The organism is Bacillus sp. SRB_331 (assembly GCF_003264175.1).
Classification (GTDB): domain Bacteria; phylum Bacillota; class Bacilli; order Bacillales; family Bacillaceae_G; genus Bacillus_A; species Bacillus_A mycoides.
Window position 1 is genome coordinate 93,368 of sequence record NZ_NADV01000052.1, and the last position, 18,691, is coordinate 112,058.

Below are 18,691 nucleotides of genomic sequence, written 5' to 3' on the forward strand. Positions count from 1 at the left end.
AGGAGTGGATCCTATGGAACATTTATTAAAGCAAGCTATTAAACTTAGAAATGAAAAGAAATATGCGCAATCAAGAGATATACTAATTGGACTAACAAACTTTACGAGGGATGCAGAAGTGCTATATCAATGCGCTTGGATACATGATGCCATGGGTCTTGAAATGGAGGCGGTTCCGTATTATGAACAGGCAATTGCGAACGGACTTGATGGTGAATCCCTTCGCGGTGCGTATATCGGTCTTGGCAGTACGTATCGTTGTATAGGGGAATATGATAAAGCGATTACTGTATTAGAAGCAGGGATAAAGAAGTTCCCGGAAAATGATGTGATGAAAGTGTTTTTATCACTAGCAAAATACAATGTGAAAAATCATGAAGAAGCGATGAAATTATTGCTTGAAACGGTCGTAAAAATAGATGAGGTAAAAGAATTTGAACGTGCTATCTCATTTTATAAAGATAATTTAAATGAGGTCTTTAAATAAAGGAGAGAAGGAATGAATTCTTCAATTTCACGAAGGCGAAAAGGTGTGTGGATAGGGCTCGTAGCTGTAATTATGTTGTCGAATTATTTAGTATATTCTCTTCCGATTACACCAGCTGTACCAGAGGAAGTAGCGCTCGGTTCATTATTGGATTTTCTGTTTGTAATTCCGGTTATTACATATTTTCTAATTATCCGAAAGAGATATTCGTTAACGTACATCTTTCCTGTCGTAATTGCTGGATACATATTCGCAAGATTTATAATTCCTAGTGATTATTTACAAGCTTTTTCATTTGTTTCGTATGTAATAGTTGCTGGAGAAATTGTGTTCGTATGTTTTGAACTGTTTCTTATATATAAAATTATAAGAGTACTTCCTAAAATAATAAAACGATATAAAGAATATAGAAGTGGGTATTCTTCATTTTCTTATGCGATTGATGCAGCGTTTGATGCTAATATGAAGAGAAGTAAGACAGTAAATATCATTCTAACAGAGTGTAAATTACTCTATTATGCTTTTTTATCGTGGCGTGTAAAAGTACTAGAAAATGAATTCATATATTCATATCATAAAAAGACCGGTGCAATAGGTGTTTATATCATGATTATTCATGCAACATTAATTGAAAGTATCGGTTTTCATTATTTACTTCATCAATGGAATCCAGTTATAGCTTGGATTTTACTCATCTTGAACATATATGCGATGTTTTATTTTTTAGCCGAAATCCAAGCAATGCGTAAAAATCCAATTATCGTTGCGGAAGAAAAAGTGATTATTCAAATTGGATTAGGAAAGAAAATCGTTATATCATTTACACAAATTGATAACATTGCGTTTTATAAAGGCGAACCTTTAAAGAAAGAAGAAGAAAAAGAGGTTCTTGACGCAACTGTTATGGAATTTATAAAGGAACCTCCAACTTTTGAAATAACGTTAAAAGAGCCAATTAAAGCGCAGTTGTTATATGGATTTTCTAAAACAGTAAGTCGTGTCCATTTAAATGTTGATAATGAACGGGAATTTTATGCTGCGGTTATGGAGAAGTTGAAATAGGAGTAAAATGCTAAAGTATCACCGTGCGTTTGGTGTATATGGAGTTTGTATTGAAAAAAATAAAAGACCATATATGAATTGTGGTTAATAAAATAGTAGTAGTTCATTAACTCCTTCCATTATAGAAGGAGTTTTTATGATGCGGAATACGGTATATGGTATACTTTCTTAATCAGGAGCGTAAAGGATATAATTAAAAACGGACTATATGATAAAAGGGGTAACTAAAAAATGAATTGTTTACGTACATCAAGGATTGAAATTATAGAAAGAAAAATACGTTATGATTCTACAACTGTAGATCACGTTTGTTTATTAGTAGAAGCACAACCGAAGAGAATCGTACTATTTCATGAGGTACAGTACCCTTTTACTATGACAGCAAACGAAATAAAATTAACTATTCCTAAAGGTAGTTATACAACCGCATATTATTGGGAAGATCGTCCGTATAACCTATACATATGGAGAGATGATGCTGGGCATTATTTAGGGTCATATTTTAATATCATAAAAAACACACATGTAGGAAATGAGTTAGTAACATTTGAAGATTTAATCATTGATATTATGGTTCTTCCTAATGGTGAGTATTTCATATTAGATGAAGTCGAATTACCTGAGTCATTAGATCAATTTGAAAATGGTTATGTGAAAGAAGCTCTTAACGTATTAACGGATACAATTCATGTCTTCTTACCTCAAATGATTTTAGAAACGGAGACTATATTTAAACAGAAAGAGATTTTTTCTACATGAAAAATAAAAAACTCGCAGCTTACTAGCTTGCGAGTTTTCGTCGTAAACAATTAAAAAATATGATAAAATTAAGAGGTAACTTATGGTAAGGTTGGTTGTTCAATTATCACTTCTCCAAAGTAGGAGGGGGGTGATAATAAGTGAGTGAAATTGCGTTGTTATTGCAAGGTGGACTGTTTCTCATTGCATTGTTAACGTTTATTGTCGTCTTAATTGACAAGCTCAAAAAATAACAACCCACCTATGCCTATAGAATGTGGGTTGTTGTGTTTGTACGAAACAAATAGGATAAATGAACAATCCAATCTGCTAAGTTACGTGGACTAGTGTGTAGCCGCACACTAGTCTTTTTTATTTATATACAGGTTTTAATTGTTTTATGTGATTGTATTGTTCTTTTCACACTCATTATAACACAGTGTCTTTTCATGAAGAAAGGAGACCGTATGTTCCTATATGGATTAAATAGAACGTGTAGTTTCTTTAAATAGCCCATCCATATACTGTTTTAAACTTTCCACAAAAAATCCTTTTTTGTCTACATTATTTACGCCGACAATTGGTGATGGAAGATTGTATCTTTTTTCTGATAAATGAACAACAACATCAAAAATATCAAATAGGCGAATGAAGCAGAATAGCCCGTCTTTATCACTAAGTAAAATAAAGTAATGGTTTTCGCTCGTTGTATTTAATGTATTCCATAAAGAGCTTTTGCTTAAGTCACGAACGATACTCTTTTCCTTTAATTCCATGAAATCGGCATTTAATAGAATGGTAGAAATATCAATCGCATCTGGATCGTCAAAGTAGCCATCAATTGTTTGTACAGCAAAAGTATAAGCCATTTTTAATACACTCATTTTATATTTACGGTTATCTAAAAGCAATTCACGTTGAATAGAACTAGCTACTTTTGTTACGCGCTCTTCTTTCCAAATTTCATTATGTAATGAAATATCGTGCTTTTTACATAGTTTCATAATTAATGCATTGGAATAAAGTATCTCATCACTTACTTCGACTACATCTGTCTCAGCGGCTGCTAGCTCCTCACCATGTTCATTCGTATAGAGAGGGGAATCGATTTGTTTTTTCATTTGCTCAATCTTATATTGACTTAATTTATGTCTAATTAAAGGACGATCAATATTTGTTGTCATATGTTCATGACATGAATCACAAATTGAGTTTATGAAATAATATCCACATAATATCTCTGGAATGACATATTGTTCACTAAGTTCTTTCGTATCTTTTCTGCAAATGATGCATTGTGTCATATTTATCACCTTTACCTGCAAATTTGTCTGTAATCTCATTGTAGTGTATTTAATGGGATTTTGGAATATTGTAAAGGAAAATATTATGTGAAATCTAAGTTTAATTTGGTACAATGAAGAGAAGTGCTAGTTTAAAGGAGGACGTTTTTTTGAAATCGAAAGTGCACTTTTGGACATTAGAAGTGCTGATGGTTGTAGGAATTATATTTATTTGCACAAAAATATCGTTTCTATTTCAACCGATTGGTATCTTCATATCAACATTATTTTTCCCAATTTTAATCGCGTTATTTTTATACTTCATATTTAACCCATTGTTAGTCTTTTTGGAGAATAAAAAAGTACCTAGAGGTTTAGCGATTTTACTACTGTATCTTTTTATCATCACATTAACTGGAGTTGCTATTGGAGTAGTTGTTCCAACCATCTCACAACAGCTAATGGATTTAGTGAAAAATATGCCGACTTATATAAAAGAGGGAAAAGTATACATACAAGATCTATCCCATCATAGGTTATTTGAATGGTTATCTACACAAAACTACGTTTCCATTGAAACAATTGAGAAAAATGCGATTGAATACTTAAAGGGTATACCAAACACAATTACGTCGAGTGCAACGGCTTTATTTGGTATTATCACGAACGTGGCGTTAGTTATCTTTACAGTACCGTTCATTTTATTTTATATGTTTAAAGATGGACATGCATTTCCAGGAAAAGCTGTTAGTGTATTACCAGAGTCTTACCGTGAAGAAGGACTTCGTATCATAAAGGAAACGAACGAAACATTATCTGCATATATTCAAGGTCAAGCGCTCGTTTGTATGTTTATTGGTGCCTTTACATTTACTGGTTATTTAATCATCGGTTTACCGTATGCTTTCGTTTTAGGAATTATCGCAGCATTTACAAATATAATTCCGAACTTAGGTCCATTTATCGGAGCAGCACCAGCTGTCATTATAGGTCTGTTCGTATCTCCGATGCAAGCTCTGTACGTAATTATTATAGTAACAATCGTACAACAGTTTGAAAGTAACATCATTTCACCGCGTATTATGAGTTCAAAATTAAATATCCATCCGTTGACAATTATCATCCTTATTTTAGGGGTAGGTAATTTCGCGGGAATTATCGGAATGATTTTAGCAGTACCAGCTTATGCGGTAACAAAAACAGTTGTTTCGAACTTAGTGAGATTATTTAAGACGAAACGAAGTAAACGGAAATAGAATATGTTGAGAAAGATACACCGCTTAATAAAAAGGGGTGTATCTTTTATTTTTTTAGTGTATGAAATACATATTATTATATATTTTTACACATCAAATCAGGCGGTGAATTTTTGTTAAATAAACTTTATCCCGCTATTTGTGGGCAGTAAAACTCCCACCTCAAAATTCAGGTGAAGAAAAAAAGAAGTTAGGTGGGAGATCAACTGCGCGTAAACGCCCGATTGGTGAGAGCTAATAATCAGTGGGGGATGAACAAAACCCCCACTGATTAAAGTTTCACTTTATAAACTATGTGGAATCCCTCTGAACTATCCAAATCATTTCTTTACACCGCGTTATTAACATCATAATCGACTCCTTTCATTTCTAATATAAGTTCAAACAATTATAGGTGAGTGTAGTACTTGCTTCTACGATCACGAATTTCATCTATAATCTTTTTATACTGTTCCTCTTGTTTTACTTCATTTGCAGATATAGTTTCTTTTTGAATCGTAATGGTTAAAAAGAAAATGTGAAACCTCATACATGAATTCCTCCTTTCGAATAGGAATTACAGGTGACTACAATAATGACTTTGTCGTTCTTTTACGTTGTACATAGCCTGCTCAATTTGTCGGTCATGAAGCATATCAGACTCAGACAGTTTATTTTTTTGAATGGTAATCGTTAAAAATAATACTCTGAATTTCATTGGATTTTTACCCCTTTATAATGTATTTAGTAAAGACGATTGTAATAAGAGGACTGGCGCTCTTTCACATCATCCATAATGTTTTTAATTTGTTGTTCACGTGAAATTTCATCTCTTGAAAGTTTACGCTTTTGAATGGTAATCGTTAAAAAGAAAGCTTTAAATTTCATTAGGAAATTACCCCTTTATAATGTATTTAGTAAAGACGATTGTAATAAGAGGACTGGCGCTCTTTCACATCATCCATAATGTTTTTAATTTGTTGTTCACGTGAAATTTCATCTCTTGAAAGTTTGCGTTTTTGAATGGTAATCGTTAAAAAGAAAGCCTTAAATTTCATTAGGAAATTACCCCTTTATAATTTATTTAGTAAAGGCGATTGTAATAAGAGGACTGACGCTCTTTTACTTCGTCCATAATAATTTTAATTTGTTGTTCACGTAAGATTTCAGCTTTTGAAGATTTACGTTTTTTAATGGTGATAGTTAAAAAGAAAGCTTTGAATTTCATTAGGATATTGCCCCTTTTAAAAATATTTTTAGTACATTTGTGTATAATACGAATTTTTAATGTCCGTTATTTTATCCATAGTTTGTTTTAATTGTTGTTTACGAAAGATTTCAGCTTCAGATAACGTTTTTTTCTGAAGTGCTGTCGTAAAAAAGAAAATATGAAAAGTCATAGACGAATTCCTCCTTTCGAAAAGGAATTACAGGTGATCGCAATAAAGCACTTGGCGCTCCTTAACATCATTCATAGCTTTTGTAATTTGCTCATTATGAAGAATTTCAGCTTTGGAAAGTGTATTTCTTTGAATCGTAATACTTAAAAACAATACGCTAATAGTCATCGAATGTTGCTCCTTTCTTTAAAAAATAATGTATGAGACTAAAAAATCGCACAAAAAAGCCACAGGAAGATATCGTTTTCCTATGGCTGGGCGTGAAAAAGCCACAGGAAAGTATACGACCTCCTGTGGCGAATTTATGAATTAAAAGAAATAAAGTACGATTTTTAATTCTCCATTAGGGTGGTCGAATTCATATTTAATTGTCCGAAAAACACAGATGCAGTTAACGCTAAAGTTAAAGCATGTAATTGTAATTTCATCATTTCCTTCGACCTCCTTTTAGAATATTTTTCTTACGTTAGTAATTATATACAATTAATGGATAATTGTAAACATAAAAAGTGAAAATTTTTAATTTTGATTAAAATGCGTATATTTAAAAGGGCTTTTTAAAGGATACATTGTATGGATTGGATAATAAATAGAACGTGGGGGTGTCTAATGAAGTATATGAATAGAATAGCAGGTGTTATGCTAACAATTTTATTAGTTGTTACTGCTTGTTCTAATGGGGAGCAAATAAAAGAAATAGCACATATTGAACCTGGGGCTTTTAAAAAATATACGGGGACATACGTTGGAAATAATTCCGACGTTATTGCGATTGTTACAAACTTACCTGGTGGTGAAACAGTTCAAAGTTTAAATTTAGAAAATGAAAATATTAAAGTGGAATATGGTGCAAAAGAGAATGGAAATCTTACAGAAGAAATGATTGAGACGTATTGGTTTGATGGGAAGGATACGATGAAGAAGAATTTACTCTTTAATGCTATTTATCTTGCAGTTTTAGTACCGAATGCGAAAGGGTATGAGTTTCAGATTGAAAATCAAAGTTTTGCATTAAAAAGAGAAGAACTTTTACCCATACTGTATAAAGAATTTAATGATTTGCCAAAGGATGATCTTATATGGAATAAGGGAATCTTAATGAATTTCTTTTACGGTAATCAAGAAAAAATAGAAAAGCTAGTTAATAATAAAGATTTTCGAAAGCAATTTTTTAATGAACATCCTGTGCGGGAATCTAAGTGATATGGAGGAAGATGTGGTTATTTTACGATTGAAAATACGGACATTTTTTAAAGGGAGTCATTCAGTATCGAATGATTCTTTTTTTTGATGAAAATTATGGGAAAAAATATAACGTTGTGCTATGGTTAATTACATAAGTAATGAACCTATGAACCTAAGGTGGTGAAATCGTGAAACCTACTCTAGAACAAAATAAGTTAATATACATACAAATTGCAGAAACAATTGAATCTGATATTTTAAAAGACATATTACTTGAAGAAGAACAAGTTCCGTCGACAAATCAATTTGCGAAGATGTTACAAATTAACCCGGCTACAGCTGCAAAAGGAGTAAATCTACTAGTAGATGAGGGGATTTTATATAAAAAGAGAGGGATCGGGATGTTTGTTACAAAGGGAGCAAAAGAAGTCGTACTAAAAAAAAGACAGCATGTTTTTATGACCGAGTATTTACCTAAAGTGTGGGAAGAAGCAAAAGTACTAGAAATATCAAAAGACGAATTGATGGACATGATACACAAAATTACGAAGGAGGGGAAAGAGGGATGATTGCACTTGAAACGAAAAACTTGTCTAAAAAATATAAAAAGAAATTAGCTGTTAACGAAGTAACTATTTCATTGGAAGAACATAAAATATATGGTTTGCTTGGAAGAAACGGAGCGGGGAAAACGACATTATTAAACATACTTGCTGGTCAAATTATTTCAAGTAGTGGAAGCGTAGCTGTATTTGGTGAAAATGTTTTTGAAAATAGTAAAGCGATGCAAAATATTTGTTTCGTTAGAGTGAAAGAAGAAGCTCATTTAAGTTATAAAGTAAAAGAAATCTTTAAGATGTGTAGCATGTTTTATAAAAATTGGGATGGAAAGTATGCTAAAGAACTTGCAGATAAATTTCAGCTTAATATGACAGAGAAATACCATAAGCTATCACATGGCATGCAAACAGTCGTAGGAATTATTCAAGGATTAGCAAGTAGGGCACCAATTACAATTTTTGATGAACCAACTACTGGTTTAGACGCAGCACATCGTGAGTTATTTTATAGTTTACTATTAGAAGATTACGGTGAGTATCCTCGAACAATTATATTATCAACACATTTAGTAGAAGAAGTAACCCATGTTATTGAAGATGTAATTATCATAAAAGAAGGAAGACTAGTTGTTCAATCATCGGTGGAAGATTTATTACAACAGGGGCATATTATTTCAGGGCATAAAGATAAGGTTACAAAATTTTCAATAGAAAAAAATGTTATAAAACGAGAGTTTTATGGAAATAAAGAGATTTCTACCATATGGGAAAAACTTTCTACTAAAGATTATCAGTTGATTGAAACGGAAGGGTTAGAAATGTCCAGGGTAACACTACAAAAACTATTTATTTATATAACAGATAAAGAGGGGGAATGACAATGCTTTTAAAACAATTGAAGTTACATATAAAATATCATTATAAGGCCGTTTTTATCTTTTGGATAGTAGCATTTCTTATAAAATGTACAATGACTGCAACTGATTTAAAGGGGATAAAGGTAGCATTTTTACATGATATCTTCAATAATTCATCAATTGCAATTGTGATGTTTATTGTAGTAAGTGTGTTTCTTATTCAACTTGATATTTTTCCTACAGTTGTCTCATTTGGTGTTACTAGGTTGCAATTTTTTATTGGCTCAGTATGTTTTATTTTATTGCAATCAGCATTTTTTTCATGTCTTCAAGTTTTATTTTTACAAGGTACATTTTATGAAACAGAACATGCAAATTTAGGAACACATACAATTGAACTATTCTTTGCACAGTTCGTATTTTATAGTACATTAGCTTGTTTATTCCAATTAACAACTATTTTTCAGAAAAGATTTAATTGGTTAGGATTTGCCTTTAGTGTGATATTTTTATTCGGATTGGCGAGTACAATGTATGCTGGGATAGGGATAAAAGAATTGGTGTTTATTGATAGTAAAGTGTTACTAGAAATACCTAATTTTATATCAGTTTCGATAGTACTTATTTTAATATATATTGTAATTAGTGCCCTGTTTATTCGTAAAGTTTCGTTTGAAGATACGATTTAAATACAATTACTTTAAGAGAGAAGGAAGACTGTATGGGAGATACTTCTTCACTAATAACCGTCTTTTTATGCGTAGCACTGTTAATATTTTGGCGTCGCTACCGCTCTATGTATAAACCGATAAAGGGAAAACGTATTTTGTGGCCATTACTATTTTTAACACCAGGTATTTTATTGTTTTTTGGTCCAGTACATCCAGCTATATTACAAGTGACTATAGCAGCATCCATTGGGGTGATTTTCGCAATCCCACTTATATTTCTAACAAACTATGAGCGAAGAGAAGACGGAAACATTTATACGAAAAAAAGTGCTGCCTTTTTAATTACTTTTATCGGAATTGTTATTTTAAGATATGGTTCAAGACAATATATTGTTGACTTAGATCAGCAAACAATAGGTTTATTATTTTACGTAGTTGCAGTATCGTATATTATTCCGTGGAGAATTGCTTGTTATATAAAATTCAGGAAAGTTTGGCGGGAAAATAATAATCATGCTATATGAAAACTTCTCATTTGAGAAGTTTTTTATTTTTCTATGTAAGTGAAATAACTTGTTGAAGTGCAAGCTACCATGCAATATGATAAATATAAAAAATTGAGGAGAGTGGGGGATATAAAAATGCGTACAATTTTACTTTTTCTAAATAACATGTCTACTGATGAGATAGAAAGTATTCGAGAAATACACGATCCTTTATTTGGTTTAATTCCTCCCCACATAACAATTGTATTTCCTTTTGAAGGTAATATTTCAAATGATGAATTGAAATCGCATATTTCGAATCTGGCAAAAGGGATAGGTACAATTGAGATTAAGTTTGCAAGTGGTGTAACTAGTATAGGAGACTATTTATTTTTAGAAATTGAGCAAGGAAAAGAACAAATAGAAAAACTACATGATAAATTGTATACAGGCCCCTTATTACGATTTTTGAAAAGAGACATTCCGTACATACCGCATGTAACAGTCGGAAGAGAAAGTAGCCCTGAGTTAGCAACTAAAGTAGTAAAGGATATTCCTAGTTTTCATGAGAAGTTAAATTGTGTAATTGATAGAATTAGCGTGGAGCGAATTGGAAAGAATGGAGAATCAATTATTGAATTTGAAGTACCATTGTAAAAAAGCTGACAAAAGTCAGCTTTTTTATTTCGAACTATGAAGTAAAGCACCAATTGCACCACTATAACCGCCGTCTTGTAAAAAGACTGGTATTTTGTTTTGATATTCTGTATAGCTACTAATAATATTTTGAAGATGTACGTTATTACATAGAGTAGAACCGATGTAAATGATATGGTCAATATTTTTTGCTTCGGCGAATTGAAGACTTAATGCTGTGACGACTTCACCGACAAGTCCTTGAACGGTAGCTAGTATATCTGAACTACTATAATTTGAGTCTGTAATGGTCGCTTTTCCGAAATTGCTAGCAGTTAAGTTATTATCAAGAGGGGAGAGAATCCCACCATAAATATCTCCAACTGTAATATCTAGACTGTTTCTTGAACCAATTTTCGTAAGCGGAATCACGTCTTCAAAATGATCTATATTTGTTAATAGTTTTGAAAGACCCATAATAGTACCACCGCCAACTCCAGTTCCACCAGCGCGAACATATTGCTTGTCGTGAACATAGTGAATGGAAGTACCTGTACCGATATTTGTTAATACAAAGCTGTTTATAGCACGTTTTTCTTCTTTTAGTATGTATCGTACTCCTGCTAAAGTAGCTTCAAACTCGTTTAATTCTACTATTTTATATGAACTTGAAAGGAGTTGTTCTAACTGTGTAGCTTTACCACCTGTAATGCATAATTGTGTAATTGAATTATTATTATGAAGCCATTCTTTAATTCTTTCTTGTTCATATGAATAAAATTTTTCAAAAACTAATTTGTTCATTTCGTTAAAGTAAGCAATTTTTGTTAATGTTCCCCCAGCATCAATACCAACAACATTCCGCATTTCCCTACCCCTTACTATGTAATCTGTTTAATCAGCTTGATATATTAATAGCTTTTCAATGGTAACGATTGAATGACCGTTTACAGAGGCAATTCCTTTCCCAAGAACAAAACCTCGTCTGTTACGTGTTAATTCATAATGTAAGTCAAGTTTATCACCGGGATACGCATTTTCATGAAATTCCACCCCATCTAAAGAGGAGAGGAAACCAAGTCCTTCAGATTCACCTGTACTTACAAAAGAACTAAGTTGAGCGAGTGCTTCTACAATTAGCATATGAGGCATATAGTTTTGATTTTCATTAATAAACCACTCGTTATTTGTGATCAGTTTGTATCCTGTAGCTGATTGAGATTCTTTAACGTTTGTAATTTTATCAATCATTAAAAATGGATAGCGATGGGGAAGAGTATCTTTAATATTCATATCGTACCTCCAGGAATAATAATACCCCTGCTAAAGTTAAGCAGGGGAGTTATTATTAATTCTTAACTAATTCTTCTATTTTTTCAATAGAGAAAATACCACTATTTTTAATGTTTTCAACTGCTTCTTGTAATACTACTTTATCTTGAACAAGTGCAATACGTACAAAACCTTCGCCATGAGGACCAAATGCATGGCCTGGTGTGACAACGACATTTGCACGATCCATAAGTGCATAAGCGAACTCTAGCGAAGTCCATCCTTTCGGAATTTCAGCCCAAACGAACATACTTCCAGCTGGTTTATCGACATTCCAACCGAATTTGCGGAATCCGTCCACTAAAGTATCTCTACGTTCTTGGTAAATTCCACGGTTTTTTTCACAAAATGCAGCGCCGTGTCGTAATGCAGCGGATGCAGCTTTTTGAATTGGTAAAAACACACCGTAATCTGTATTAGACTTAAATTGCGTAAGCGCGCCGACAATTTCTTCGTTACCAATCATATAACCAATACGGCTACCAGCTAAACTATAACTTTTAGATAAAGAATTAATTTCAACGCCAACTTCTTTTGCACCAGGTACAGATAAGAAGCTAATTGGCTTTTGACCATCAAAATAAAATTCAGCATAAGCAAAATCATGGACAACGATAATATTATGTTTTTTCGCGAATGCGATTACATCTTTAAAGAAATCTTCATGTGCCATTGCTGGAACTGGATTTCCTGGGAAGTTCAAAATCATCATCTTTGCTTTATTGGCGATTTCTTCAGGGATAACTTCTAAGTTAGGTAAGAAATCATTTTCTTTTTTTAATGGCATGTAGTAAGATGTTGCACCGGCCATTTGAATTCCTGTTTCATAAGCTGTATATCCTGGATCAGGAACTAGTATTATATCTCCCGGATTTGCAAAAACCATAGGTAAATGAACGAGTCCGTCTTGTGAACCCATTAATAATAAAACTTCTTGTTCAGCATTTAATATAACGTTATGAGTGTTGTTGTAATATTCAGTTACAGCTTCGTGAAATTCTTGAATACCAGATAATGTATATCCGTAACTTTCTTTTGCACTTGCTGTATGTACCATTTCTTCTCTCACAAAATCAGCAGGAGGCATATCAGGATTCCCGATACTTAAATCGATCATTTTATGACCTGCTGCAATTTTCTCTTTTTTATAGGCCCCTAATTCACTAAATATAGAAGATTGGAATGCTTTCATTCTAGTTGCTAAAGTGTAAGTCATCAAAACCCCTCCTAAAAACAGTGTTTTCTTTCTGTATTTTTAATTATTCTGAAAACACATGTTTACATTTTATCATTTTTTTATGAAAATTAAAACGATTGACAAATTTAGAGGGAGGATAATAAGGAGGAACACAAAATAACGCAGAAAATATTTTCTGCGTTTTATATGAAGTCTAATCATTTCTTTTTATATGTACATAATTTTTCCACTGCATAAAAGTATACATTTAATTTGCCATCGACAACTTTTAAAGTTTGATCCGATGTAAATGAGTTACCATAATCAATGTGATATACATTAGAATCCTTTACAAATGAACCTTTGTATAAATCTTCTTTTTTCTTTGATGTTTGCATCTCCACTAAATATTGAACAATTTTTTCTTTCTTTTCTTCTTTTACAACTGTTTCAAATTTATAAGATGTAGGGCAAAGACCATTTTTGTTGTCAACGACTTCCCAAGAACCGTATATATCATTATTGCTACATCCACTAAGTAGAACGATTAATATAGGGAAAATAAATAGAAACTTTTTCATTGTGTACTCCTTTCTTATTCGTTTTTATAAACGTGCGAATACGATAGGAATATTGTAAAAAATAAAGTTTAAATTTTCATAAAGAATTTTTAAATTTCACATAAAAATTTGGGGAAAGGTGAGATTTTTAAAATAAAAAGGCATGAATCTAGTGTAATGCTAGATTCATGCCTAGTACTCTATCTTATGTTATGTTTTTTGAGGATAAATGAAGCGGAAAGAAGAATGACAATTCCATTTACAATATATAAATTTAAAATAACGAAGACTAGGTTAGCTACTCCCAAACCACCTTTATCGAATATAGATGTGAGTGCTGTAGTAGTCAAAAAGATAATGGGAGTTAACAATAAAAATAGGAAACCTGCAACAATCCTTCTTTTAAAGTTATTTTGAGATAAGGAAATGGCTAAAAAATTAAGGACGCCAAACATGACCAATGAAAAAAGAAGGATAATTAATAATTGGATGCCATAAGACATTTCCACAGCTCCTTTTTGAAAAACTATAATTTATTTTATTCGAAAGTAGTAGGGGATACTCCTTTAAATATTTAAACTACATAAAGAAAATAGATTTTAATCCTTGAAATTCAAAAAGAATGGACCCAGTAAAATACGGGATCCATTCTTAAGAAGTATTAGTTTTATATATTCGCAGATTGTGACGTTTGTTTTTTAAATTGTTTCTGCTTAGATAAGGAAATAAAAATAATCAACAACGAAATAACTCCGAAGATGAGAACCATATATTGTAATCCAATCGTATCTAAGAAGAAGCCGGTGCCGAGTAAGACAATTTGGAACATAACTCTTTCAAACATATTACGGAATGAGAATAGACGTCCGTGATAGCTTTTTTCGACTTTCGTTTGGAAAATTGTCGACATAATAGGGAAGAAGCAGCCTACACTAAATCCAAACAAACCAAATGAGGCAAGTGCCATCCATTTAATATCGCTAAAGAACAACGAAAGGTGTGCAAAAGCGGTACAAATTGCGAAGAAGTATAGTAACTTTTCAGGTTTGAAATGATCAGATAAACGTTTAATAACGAAGGCACCTAACATAAATGCTACACCTTCAATTGTATATATGAATCCTTTAATCGTTGGGTCATGTTGCATTTCGCTAATGTTAATAACCATTAAATTGAATCTAGCTATAAATAATAGAGGGATAATACTTAATATAAGTGCTGTAAAAGCAATAGGAATTCCTTTTAAAATACGAAATACTTCCATAAAACTATTATCTTTAGCTGATTGTTTACTTGATGTAGCGGATTTTTTATCTTCAAATTGTAGGAAGAAAGTTGAGAGGAATAATAAAGCGTATGCTGCCATTGAGAAGGCATACATATACTGTAAACTCATTACAACTAAAAGAATGCCACCTAGTGAAGTACCTGCAATACGAGCGATTGTACCGATATTCATATGTACACCGTTCATTTGTAATAGCTCATGTTCATTAACGATGAGTGGAATTACAGATTGTAATGCAGGGAAATAAAATGCTGCTGAAATTTGAAGTGCAATCATAAAAGCAACCATAAAGGCGATACTTTCATATTGAATAGCGAAAAACATGAAAATAACACTAATAACACGACCAAATCCAGCGTAAAGAAGAACTTTCTTTTTTTCATATTGATCAATGACACGCCCAGCCATTGGACCAACTAGAACGCCAGCTAACAGTCCGATAAATAATATAACGGATTTCATAAAATCAGAAGGGACGTATTTTTGCATAAATTCAAGATTACCAAGAATACCAAGCCATAACCCTAGACCAGCAATAAACTCCCCAATTAACACAATCCAAACATTTTTATTACGCCACATAATGTAAAACCTCTCCGTCTTTTAAAATGAAAAACTCGTATATAAAACCTCCTTATTTTATGTATTATTTTTAACGAACTTTTTTAGAGTCAGAGTCTATATTACGTGTTTCATTAGTGAATTTCAATCTTTTTGATTTGTGGAAAAATGTTGGATTAAGTGATGCAATAGGTAATTGAATAGACGGGAAAATTTACAAGTAAATCCAAATTTAAAGGGAAGGTATGTATAGGGAAAATAAAAAAAGCAAGACCGTATATACTACGTCTCACTTTTCTTAAATACAACATTAAACAATAAATTTACTTAGCAACACTTATGATCTTGTCCAATAGCTAAACCGCTAAAAGACAGAGGACCAACAATGTCTGCACTTGCACCACTAGTAAGGTTTTCTACAGTTAATGAATACTCGTGAGTCCCGCAGCTAACATTTTGATCTATAGCTTGAAATGTTTGCACGTAAAATTGCTCAGAATCTGTAGATTCAATCCCTACTTGAGCGTTGAAGATTTCTGTATTGTCACGGAAAATTCTAAATAATATTTGTGCTATGTCAGTTATACCTTTAACCCCAACTGTAGCAATTAATTCTACTCGATTATCACGTGAATCTTTTCTTGAAATTTTCAATTTAATATTTGCTAGAATTGCTTTGTTTGGGGAATGGGGAATTACAAAAGTTGTTTCACCCGTTTTATTTATTGGTTGAGTAGCTTGGTAATCAATGATATGAGTCATATTCGTCACCTCCTTATATACTAAAATATGAAAGTAACGATAAATTAGCTTGGACATATACTAGAAGATGTTAATAGAATTGAGAATAAAGTTGAATATGGGGCGATAATATAAAAGCATCAAGAAAGAGTCACAATACTGTGAGTTGTTTCTCGATGCTGTTTGTACATTAGGCAGAGTATTCCTCTTTACGTACTTCGAAGAATTCATTCCGGCGTAAGTAATTAAAAATTTTCTCTGAAACCTCTTTTTCTTCGGATATTAAGAAACGATGATCAAAAGCATAGAAAGATTGACCTTTAATTAGTTTTACGTAGTATATTTTACACGCCTCCTTTAAATTAGGATTCTTAAATACTTTATATTATGATGACCTATCTGGTTGTTAATAATACTTAAAGTTTCAAAGGGGAGAAGTATAAATTCAAAAAAACATTGAAATAGCTTACAAATCTGTAATGTTTTTGTCACCTTTGCCGATAGTTAAAATTAACCAGTATCTTCTATACTACAAATAGGTTCCATAAAACAAGGGGGTAGAAAGATGGAGGAAGTAATTGGAGAAGTTGTAGCAGGGATTTGTGAATTTGTAGTTGAAGTTACGGTGGATGTTTTAGGAGATTTAGTTTCCGGAAATGACGAAGAGAAAGAAACATTATAAAATTTGTAAAAAGTTTAAAGATAAACAATGTGTAAAAGCTGATTTCTAAAGGGAAGTCAGCTTTTACATTATATTAATAATATCTAAATATTAATCTGTTGCGATATTAATGAAATCAATAAAGGAGCTGACCGATATGAATATGCCGAATTCTAGATGTGATGTACCTGATTCTAATACGATTGTAGCGAATATAAATGAAAAAGAATATCACTTTATAGTTCGTATACATCCACTTGCAGGAAAGATGATAGCGCTATTTGAAAATGGGAAAGAATATGGCTTGCTTGATAAGTAAATCGCTAGTAGGGATAAATTTATTAGGTCAGAGCTTACTAAGTTGAAGCATTTCAACATAGATATTCTTTATGATAGTCCTGGGTGGATATGGATTGGCATGGACCAATATGGATTGCATGCAAGAGAGGCTACTAATAGCGAAGTAGAAGTTATTGTGAAGTTACAGGGGGATTAGACGTGTAAGAAGATCCTCAAATATAAGAGATACTTTGTGGGGGTGTGGGATAATTCCCCATAACCTTTTTTGTTTTGTGCTTAAAAATAAAAGAGTTAAATTTTTTTGATAGAAGGTCTCTAATACAAGAGACGAGACTAAAAGAGGATTTGAAATTATATAAAGAGAACTTATAAATTAAATATAATACTTTATAGAAAGAAGATGATAAAAGTGAGTAAAGAAGAACTTGTGAAACAACAATTTGGTAGTAATGCAGAGAAGTATGTGAAAAGTAAAATTCATGCAAAAGGACCGGATTTACAATATGTAGTTCAGCAAGTTGAAATTCGTCATAATACTCGTCTTCTTGATATTGCTACTGGTGGTGGACATGTTGTAAATTTGTTAGCCCCAATGTTTAAAGAGGTAGTCGCTCTTGATTTAACAGAAAAAATGTTAGAAAAAGCAAAAGATTTTATAGAAGGGAACGGACATGAAAATGTATCATTTGTAGCAGGAAATGCAGAAAATTTACCATTTGCTGATGAATCCTTTGATACAATTACATGCCGAATTGCAGCACATCACTTTGTTGATCCTTTGCAATTTATTTTTGAAGTAAATCGAACGTTGGAGGATAATGGATTATTTATATTAATTGATAATGTTTCACCAGAAAATAATGAATTTGATACATTTTATAATTTTATCGAAAAGAAACGTGATCCAAGCCATGAACGAGCTTTGAAAAAAACAGAATGGATTACTTTATTAGAAAAACATGGTTTGCAAATGCAGTCATGTCATACTTTTGATAAGAAGTTTGATTTTGATTGGTGGTGCGATATGATGGATGTACCTATGCAAAAACGTGTAAAGTTAACAGAGTGTATGATGAAAACATCAAATGAAATGCAGGGATTTTTCAACATACACTTTGATAATAATAAAGTAGAGTCATTCTATACTGAAATGGCACTGTTCGTATGTAAAAAAAGTTCAACATTAAAAAGATAAATTTCTTGCAGTCTTTCTGATGTACGATATACTTAGTACAGAGAAAATGAGAATTGAGGAATAGTAATAATGATTCGTGTACGTATTGAGGGAACCGAGGAAGAGATGCTTGAATTTTTAGAGAAAATGCCGGACATTTCTGGATTTGAAAAAACACATATGAGAGAACCGAGAAAAGGGAATAATCCGAAATATGATTCGAGCAAAAATGTACTAGCATATTTATCTTATAAGAAGATTGAAGTCGCCAATAAATGAAGTGACCCCCGAAAGTTAG

The 18,691-nt window shown here is 32.2% G+C and carries 29 protein-coding genes and 1 pseudogene; 14 read left to right on the forward strand and 16 right to left on the reverse strand.

Features of this window, described 5'->3' with window-relative positions:
* Positions 1–13: 13 nt before the first annotated feature.
* From B5P42_RS28685 to B5P42_RS32305, 4 genes are all read left to right on the forward strand, one after another.
* On the forward strand, positions 14–487 hold the full coding sequence (locus tag B5P42_RS28685) for a tetratricopeptide repeat protein (RefSeq protein ID WP_113735857.1): 474 nt from the start codon (positions 14–16) through the stop codon (positions 485–487).
* A gap of 12 nt (positions 488–499) precedes the next feature.
* Positions 500–1,549: a hypothetical protein gene (locus B5P42_RS28690; protein ID WP_113735858.1), complete on the forward strand. Its 1,050-nt coding sequence runs from the start codon at positions 500–502 to the stop codon at positions 1,547–1,549.
* Between the two features lie 231 nt (positions 1,550–1,780).
* Positions 1,781–2,308, forward strand: coding sequence for a ribonuclease FAU-1 family protein (locus tag B5P42_RS28695; protein ID WP_002013419.1), 528 nt, complete (start codon positions 1,781–1,783; stop codon positions 2,306–2,308).
* 140 nt (positions 2,309–2,448) lie between these two features.
* Positions 2,449–2,541, forward strand: coding sequence for a putative holin-like toxin (locus tag B5P42_RS32305; protein WP_001289318.1), 93 nt, complete (start codon positions 2,449–2,451; stop codon positions 2,539–2,541).
* 228 nt (positions 2,542–2,769) lie between these two features.
* Here B5P42_RS32305 and B5P42_RS28700 read toward each other — a convergent pair whose 3' ends face one another.
* Positions 2,770–3,591: an HNH endonuclease gene (locus B5P42_RS28700; protein WP_000189680.1), complete on the reverse strand. Its 822-nt coding sequence runs from the start codon at positions 3,589–3,591 to the stop codon at positions 2,770–2,772.
* A 149-nt stretch (positions 3,592–3,740) separates the two neighbouring features.
* On the opposite strand from B5P42_RS28700, the gene B5P42_RS28705 reads away from it, so the two are divergent.
* Entirely contained in the window at positions 3,741–4,826 is a 1,086-nt protein-coding gene (locus B5P42_RS28705) for an AI-2E family transporter (protein WP_044438278.1), read from the forward strand.
* Between the two features lie 388 nt (positions 4,827–5,214).
* Here the strand turns inward: B5P42_RS28705 and B5P42_RS28710 are convergent, their stop codons facing one another.
* The 7 genes from B5P42_RS28710 to B5P42_RS28740 are packed head-to-tail and all read right to left on the reverse strand — an operon-like array spanning position 5,215 to position 6,373.
* A complete protein-coding gene (locus B5P42_RS28710; RefSeq protein ID WP_113735859.1) occupies positions 5,215–5,355 on the reverse strand; it encodes a YrzI family small protein in 141 nt (46 codons plus the stop codon).
* Between the two features lie 27 nt (positions 5,356–5,382).
* On the reverse strand, positions 5,383–5,523 hold the full coding sequence (locus B5P42_RS28715) for a YrzI family small protein (protein ID WP_000672237.1): 141 nt from the start codon (positions 5,521–5,523) through the stop codon (positions 5,383–5,385).
* A 26-nt stretch (positions 5,524–5,549) separates the two neighbouring features.
* Positions 5,550–5,693, reverse strand: coding sequence for a YrzI family small protein (locus tag B5P42_RS28720; protein WP_002120145.1), 144 nt, complete (start codon positions 5,691–5,693; stop codon positions 5,550–5,552).
* A 26-nt stretch (positions 5,694–5,719) separates the two neighbouring features.
* Positions 5,720–5,863 (reverse strand): YrzI family small protein, encoded by a 144-nt coding sequence (locus tag B5P42_RS28725; protein WP_002120145.1) that lies wholly within the window; start codon positions 5,861–5,863, stop codon positions 5,720–5,722.
* 26 nt (positions 5,864–5,889) lie between these two features.
* Positions 5,890–6,033, reverse strand: a complete 144-nt coding sequence (locus B5P42_RS28730; protein WP_113735860.1) for a YrzI family small protein — start codon at positions 6,031–6,033, stop codon at positions 5,890–5,892.
* Between the two features lie 28 nt (positions 6,034–6,061).
* The gene (locus B5P42_RS28735) at positions 6,062–6,205 is read right to left on the reverse strand and encodes a YrzI family small protein (RefSeq protein WP_113735861.1); all 144 of its coding nucleotides are present in this window, start codon (positions 6,203–6,205) and stop codon (positions 6,062–6,064) included.
* 27 nt (positions 6,206–6,232) lie between these two features.
* Positions 6,233–6,373: a YrzI family small protein gene (locus B5P42_RS28740; protein ID WP_000156202.1), complete on the reverse strand. Its 141-nt coding sequence runs from the start codon at positions 6,371–6,373 to the stop codon at positions 6,233–6,235.
* A gap of 441 nt (positions 6,374–6,814) precedes the next feature.
* Here B5P42_RS28740 and B5P42_RS28745 point away from each other — a divergent pair, with 441 nt between their 5' ends.
* The 6 genes from B5P42_RS28745 to B5P42_RS28770 all read left to right on the forward strand — a co-directional run bounded on the left by B5P42_RS28745 (position 6,815) and on the right by B5P42_RS28770 (position 10,620).
* Entirely contained in the window at positions 6,815–7,408 is a 594-nt protein-coding gene (locus B5P42_RS28745) for a DUF4825 domain-containing protein (RefSeq protein WP_113735862.1), read from the forward strand.
* Between the two features lie 170 nt (positions 7,409–7,578).
* Positions 7,579–7,959 carry a GntR family transcriptional regulator gene (locus tag B5P42_RS28750; RefSeq protein WP_000805181.1) on the forward strand — a complete coding sequence of 127 codons (381 nt, stop codon included), beginning with the start codon at positions 7,579–7,581 and terminating at the stop codon, positions 7,957–7,959.
* Positions 7,956–8,828 carry an ABC transporter ATP-binding protein gene (locus B5P42_RS28755; RefSeq protein ID WP_113735863.1) on the forward strand — a complete coding sequence of 291 codons (873 nt, stop codon included), beginning with the start codon at positions 7,956–7,958 and terminating at the stop codon, positions 8,826–8,828. Before B5P42_RS28750 ends, B5P42_RS28755 begins: the two co-directional genes overlap by 4 nt.
* Complete coding sequence (locus B5P42_RS28760) at positions 8,825–9,496, forward strand: DUF4052 family protein (protein ID WP_181458845.1); 672 nt, start codon at positions 8,825–8,827, stop codon at positions 9,494–9,496. Before B5P42_RS28755 ends, B5P42_RS28760 begins: the two co-directional genes overlap by 4 nt.
* 32 nt (positions 9,497–9,528) lie before the next feature.
* Positions 9,529–10,002 (forward strand): CcdC family protein, encoded by a 474-nt coding sequence (locus B5P42_RS28765; RefSeq protein WP_113735865.1) that lies wholly within the window; start codon positions 9,529–9,531, stop codon positions 10,000–10,002.
* Between the two features lie 117 nt (positions 10,003–10,119).
* Positions 10,120–10,620, forward strand: coding sequence for a 2'-5' RNA ligase family protein (locus B5P42_RS28770; RefSeq protein WP_113735866.1), 501 nt, complete (start codon positions 10,120–10,122; stop codon positions 10,618–10,620).
* A gap of 24 nt (positions 10,621–10,644) precedes the next feature.
* Here the strand turns inward: B5P42_RS28770 and coaW are convergent, their stop codons facing one another.
* The 8 genes from coaW to B5P42_RS28810 all read right to left on the reverse strand — a co-directional run bounded on the left by coaW (position 10,645) and on the right by B5P42_RS28810 (position 16,601).
* Positions 10,645–11,466: a type II pantothenate kinase gene (gene coaW, locus B5P42_RS28775; RefSeq protein WP_016101207.1), complete on the reverse strand. Its 822-nt coding sequence runs from the start codon at positions 11,464–11,466 to the stop codon at positions 10,645–10,647.
* Between the two features lie 27 nt (positions 11,467–11,493).
* Positions 11,494–11,892 carry a 3-hydroxyacyl-ACP dehydratase FabZ family protein gene (locus B5P42_RS28780; RefSeq protein WP_113735867.1) on the reverse strand — a complete coding sequence of 133 codons (399 nt, stop codon included), beginning with the start codon at positions 11,890–11,892 and terminating at the stop codon, positions 11,494–11,496.
* 55 nt (positions 11,893–11,947) lie between these two features.
* Positions 11,948–13,147, reverse strand: a complete 1,200-nt coding sequence (locus tag B5P42_RS28785; RefSeq protein ID WP_113735868.1) for an LL-diaminopimelate aminotransferase — start codon at positions 13,145–13,147, stop codon at positions 11,948–11,950.
* Between the two features lie 179 nt (positions 13,148–13,326).
* Positions 13,327–13,689, reverse strand: a complete 363-nt coding sequence (locus tag B5P42_RS28790; protein WP_107886746.1) for a hypothetical protein — start codon at positions 13,687–13,689, stop codon at positions 13,327–13,329.
* Between the two features lie 179 nt (positions 13,690–13,868).
* On the reverse strand, positions 13,869–14,171 hold the full coding sequence (locus B5P42_RS28795) for a hypothetical protein (protein WP_113735869.1): 303 nt from the start codon (positions 14,169–14,171) through the stop codon (positions 13,869–13,871).
* Between the two features lie 164 nt (positions 14,172–14,335).
* Positions 14,336–15,538: an MFS transporter gene (locus B5P42_RS28800; protein ID WP_113735870.1), complete on the reverse strand. Its 1,203-nt coding sequence runs from the start codon at positions 15,536–15,538 to the stop codon at positions 14,336–14,338.
* 306 nt (positions 15,539–15,844) lie between these two features.
* Entirely contained in the window at positions 15,845–16,279 is a 435-nt protein-coding gene (gene exsC / locus B5P42_RS28805) for an exosporium protein ExsC (RefSeq protein ID WP_113735871.1), read from the reverse strand.
* A gap of 169 nt (positions 16,280–16,448) precedes the next feature.
* A complete protein-coding gene (locus tag B5P42_RS28810; protein ID WP_078176551.1) occupies positions 16,449–16,601 on the reverse strand; it encodes a YqbF domain-containing protein in 153 nt (50 codons plus the stop codon).
* Positions 16,602–17,076: 475 nt separating this feature from the next.
* Between B5P42_RS28810 and B5P42_RS28815 the strand changes: the two are divergent.
* From B5P42_RS28815 to B5P42_RS28825, 3 genes and pseudogenes are all read left to right on the forward strand, one after another.
* Positions 17,077–17,415: pseudogene (locus tag B5P42_RS28815) on the forward strand (hypothetical protein).
* Positions 17,416–17,628: 213 nt separating this feature from the next.
* Entirely contained in the window at positions 17,629–18,414 is a 786-nt protein-coding gene (locus tag B5P42_RS28820; protein WP_113735872.1) for a class I SAM-dependent methyltransferase, read from the forward strand.
* A gap of 69 nt (positions 18,415–18,483) precedes the next feature.
* On the forward strand, positions 18,484–18,672 hold the full coding sequence (locus tag B5P42_RS28825) for a DUF3970 family protein (protein ID WP_002168186.1): 189 nt from the start codon (positions 18,484–18,486) through the stop codon (positions 18,670–18,672).
* Positions 18,673–18,691: the final 19 nt, after the last annotated feature.

Bases quoted from the DNA above. Each gene is read 5' to 3' on its own strand.
- B5P42_RS28685 (WP_113735857.1), top strand. From the start codon at position 14: ATGGAACATTTATTAAAGCAAGCTATTAAACTTAGAAATGAAAAGAAA.
- B5P42_RS28690 (WP_113735858.1), top strand. From the start codon at position 500: ATGAATTCTTCAATTTCACGAAGGCGAAAAGGTGTGTGGATAGGGCTC.
- B5P42_RS28695 (WP_002013419.1), top strand. From the start codon at position 1,781: ATGAATTGTTTACGTACATCAAGGATTGAAATTATAGAAAGAAAAATA.
- B5P42_RS28700 (WP_000189680.1), bottom strand. From the start codon at position 3,591: ATGACACAATGCATCATTTGCAGAAAAGATACGAAAGAACTTAGTGAA.
- B5P42_RS28710 (WP_113735859.1), bottom strand. From the start codon at position 5,355: ATGAGGTTTCACATTTTCTTTTTAACCATTACGATTCAAAAAGAAACT.
- B5P42_RS28715 (WP_000672237.1), bottom strand. From the start codon at position 5,523: ATGAAATTCAGAGTATTATTTTTAACGATTACCATTCAAAAAAATAAA.
- B5P42_RS28720 (WP_002120145.1), bottom strand. From the start codon at position 5,693: ATGAAATTTAAAGCTTTCTTTTTAACGATTACCATTCAAAAGCGTAAA.
- B5P42_RS28725 (WP_002120145.1), bottom strand. From the start codon at position 5,863: ATGAAATTTAAGGCTTTCTTTTTAACGATTACCATTCAAAAACGCAAA.
- B5P42_RS28730 (WP_113735860.1), bottom strand. From the start codon at position 6,033: ATGAAATTCAAAGCTTTCTTTTTAACTATCACCATTAAAAAACGTAAA.
- B5P42_RS28735 (WP_113735861.1), bottom strand. From the start codon at position 6,205: ATGACTTTTCATATTTTCTTTTTTACGACAGCACTTCAGAAAAAAACG.
- B5P42_RS28740 (WP_000156202.1), bottom strand. From the start codon at position 6,373: ATGACTATTAGCGTATTGTTTTTAAGTATTACGATTCAAAGAAATACA.
- B5P42_RS28745 (WP_113735862.1), top strand. From the start codon at position 6,815: ATGAAGTATATGAATAGAATAGCAGGTGTTATGCTAACAATTTTATTA.
- B5P42_RS28755 (WP_113735863.1), top strand. From the start codon at position 7,956: ATGATTGCACTTGAAACGAAAAACTTGTCTAAAAAATATAAAAAGAAA.
- B5P42_RS28760 (WP_181458845.1), top strand. From the start codon at position 8,825: ATGACAATGCTTTTAAAACAATTGAAGTTACATATAAAATATCATTAT.
- B5P42_RS28765 (WP_113735865.1), top strand. From the start codon at position 9,529: ATGGGAGATACTTCTTCACTAATAACCGTCTTTTTATGCGTAGCACTG.
- B5P42_RS28770 (WP_113735866.1), top strand. From the start codon at position 10,120: ATGCGTACAATTTTACTTTTTCTAAATAACATGTCTACTGATGAGATA.
- coaW (WP_016101207.1), bottom strand. From the start codon at position 11,466: ATGCGGAATGTTGTTGGTATTGATGCTGGGGGAACATTAACAAAAATT.
- B5P42_RS28780 (WP_113735867.1), bottom strand. From the start codon at position 11,892: ATGAATATTAAAGATACTCTTCCCCATCGCTATCCATTTTTAATGATT.
- B5P42_RS28785 (WP_113735868.1), bottom strand. From the start codon at position 13,147: ATGACTTACACTTTAGCAACTAGAATGAAAGCATTCCAATCTTCTATA.
- B5P42_RS28790 (WP_107886746.1), bottom strand. From the start codon at position 13,689: ATGAAAAAGTTTCTATTTATTTTCCCTATATTAATCGTTCTACTTAGT.
- B5P42_RS28795 (WP_113735869.1), bottom strand. From the start codon at position 14,171: ATGTCTTATGGCATCCAATTATTAATTATCCTTCTTTTTTCATTGGTC.
- B5P42_RS28800 (WP_113735870.1), bottom strand. From the start codon at position 15,538: ATGTGGCGTAATAAAAATGTTTGGATTGTGTTAATTGGGGAGTTTATT.
- exsC (WP_113735871.1), bottom strand. From the start codon at position 16,279: ATGACTCATATCATTGATTACCAAGCTACTCAACCAATAAATAAAACG.
- B5P42_RS28825 (WP_002168186.1), top strand. From the start codon at position 18,484: ATGATTCGTGTACGTATTGAGGGAACCGAGGAAGAGATGCTTGAATTT.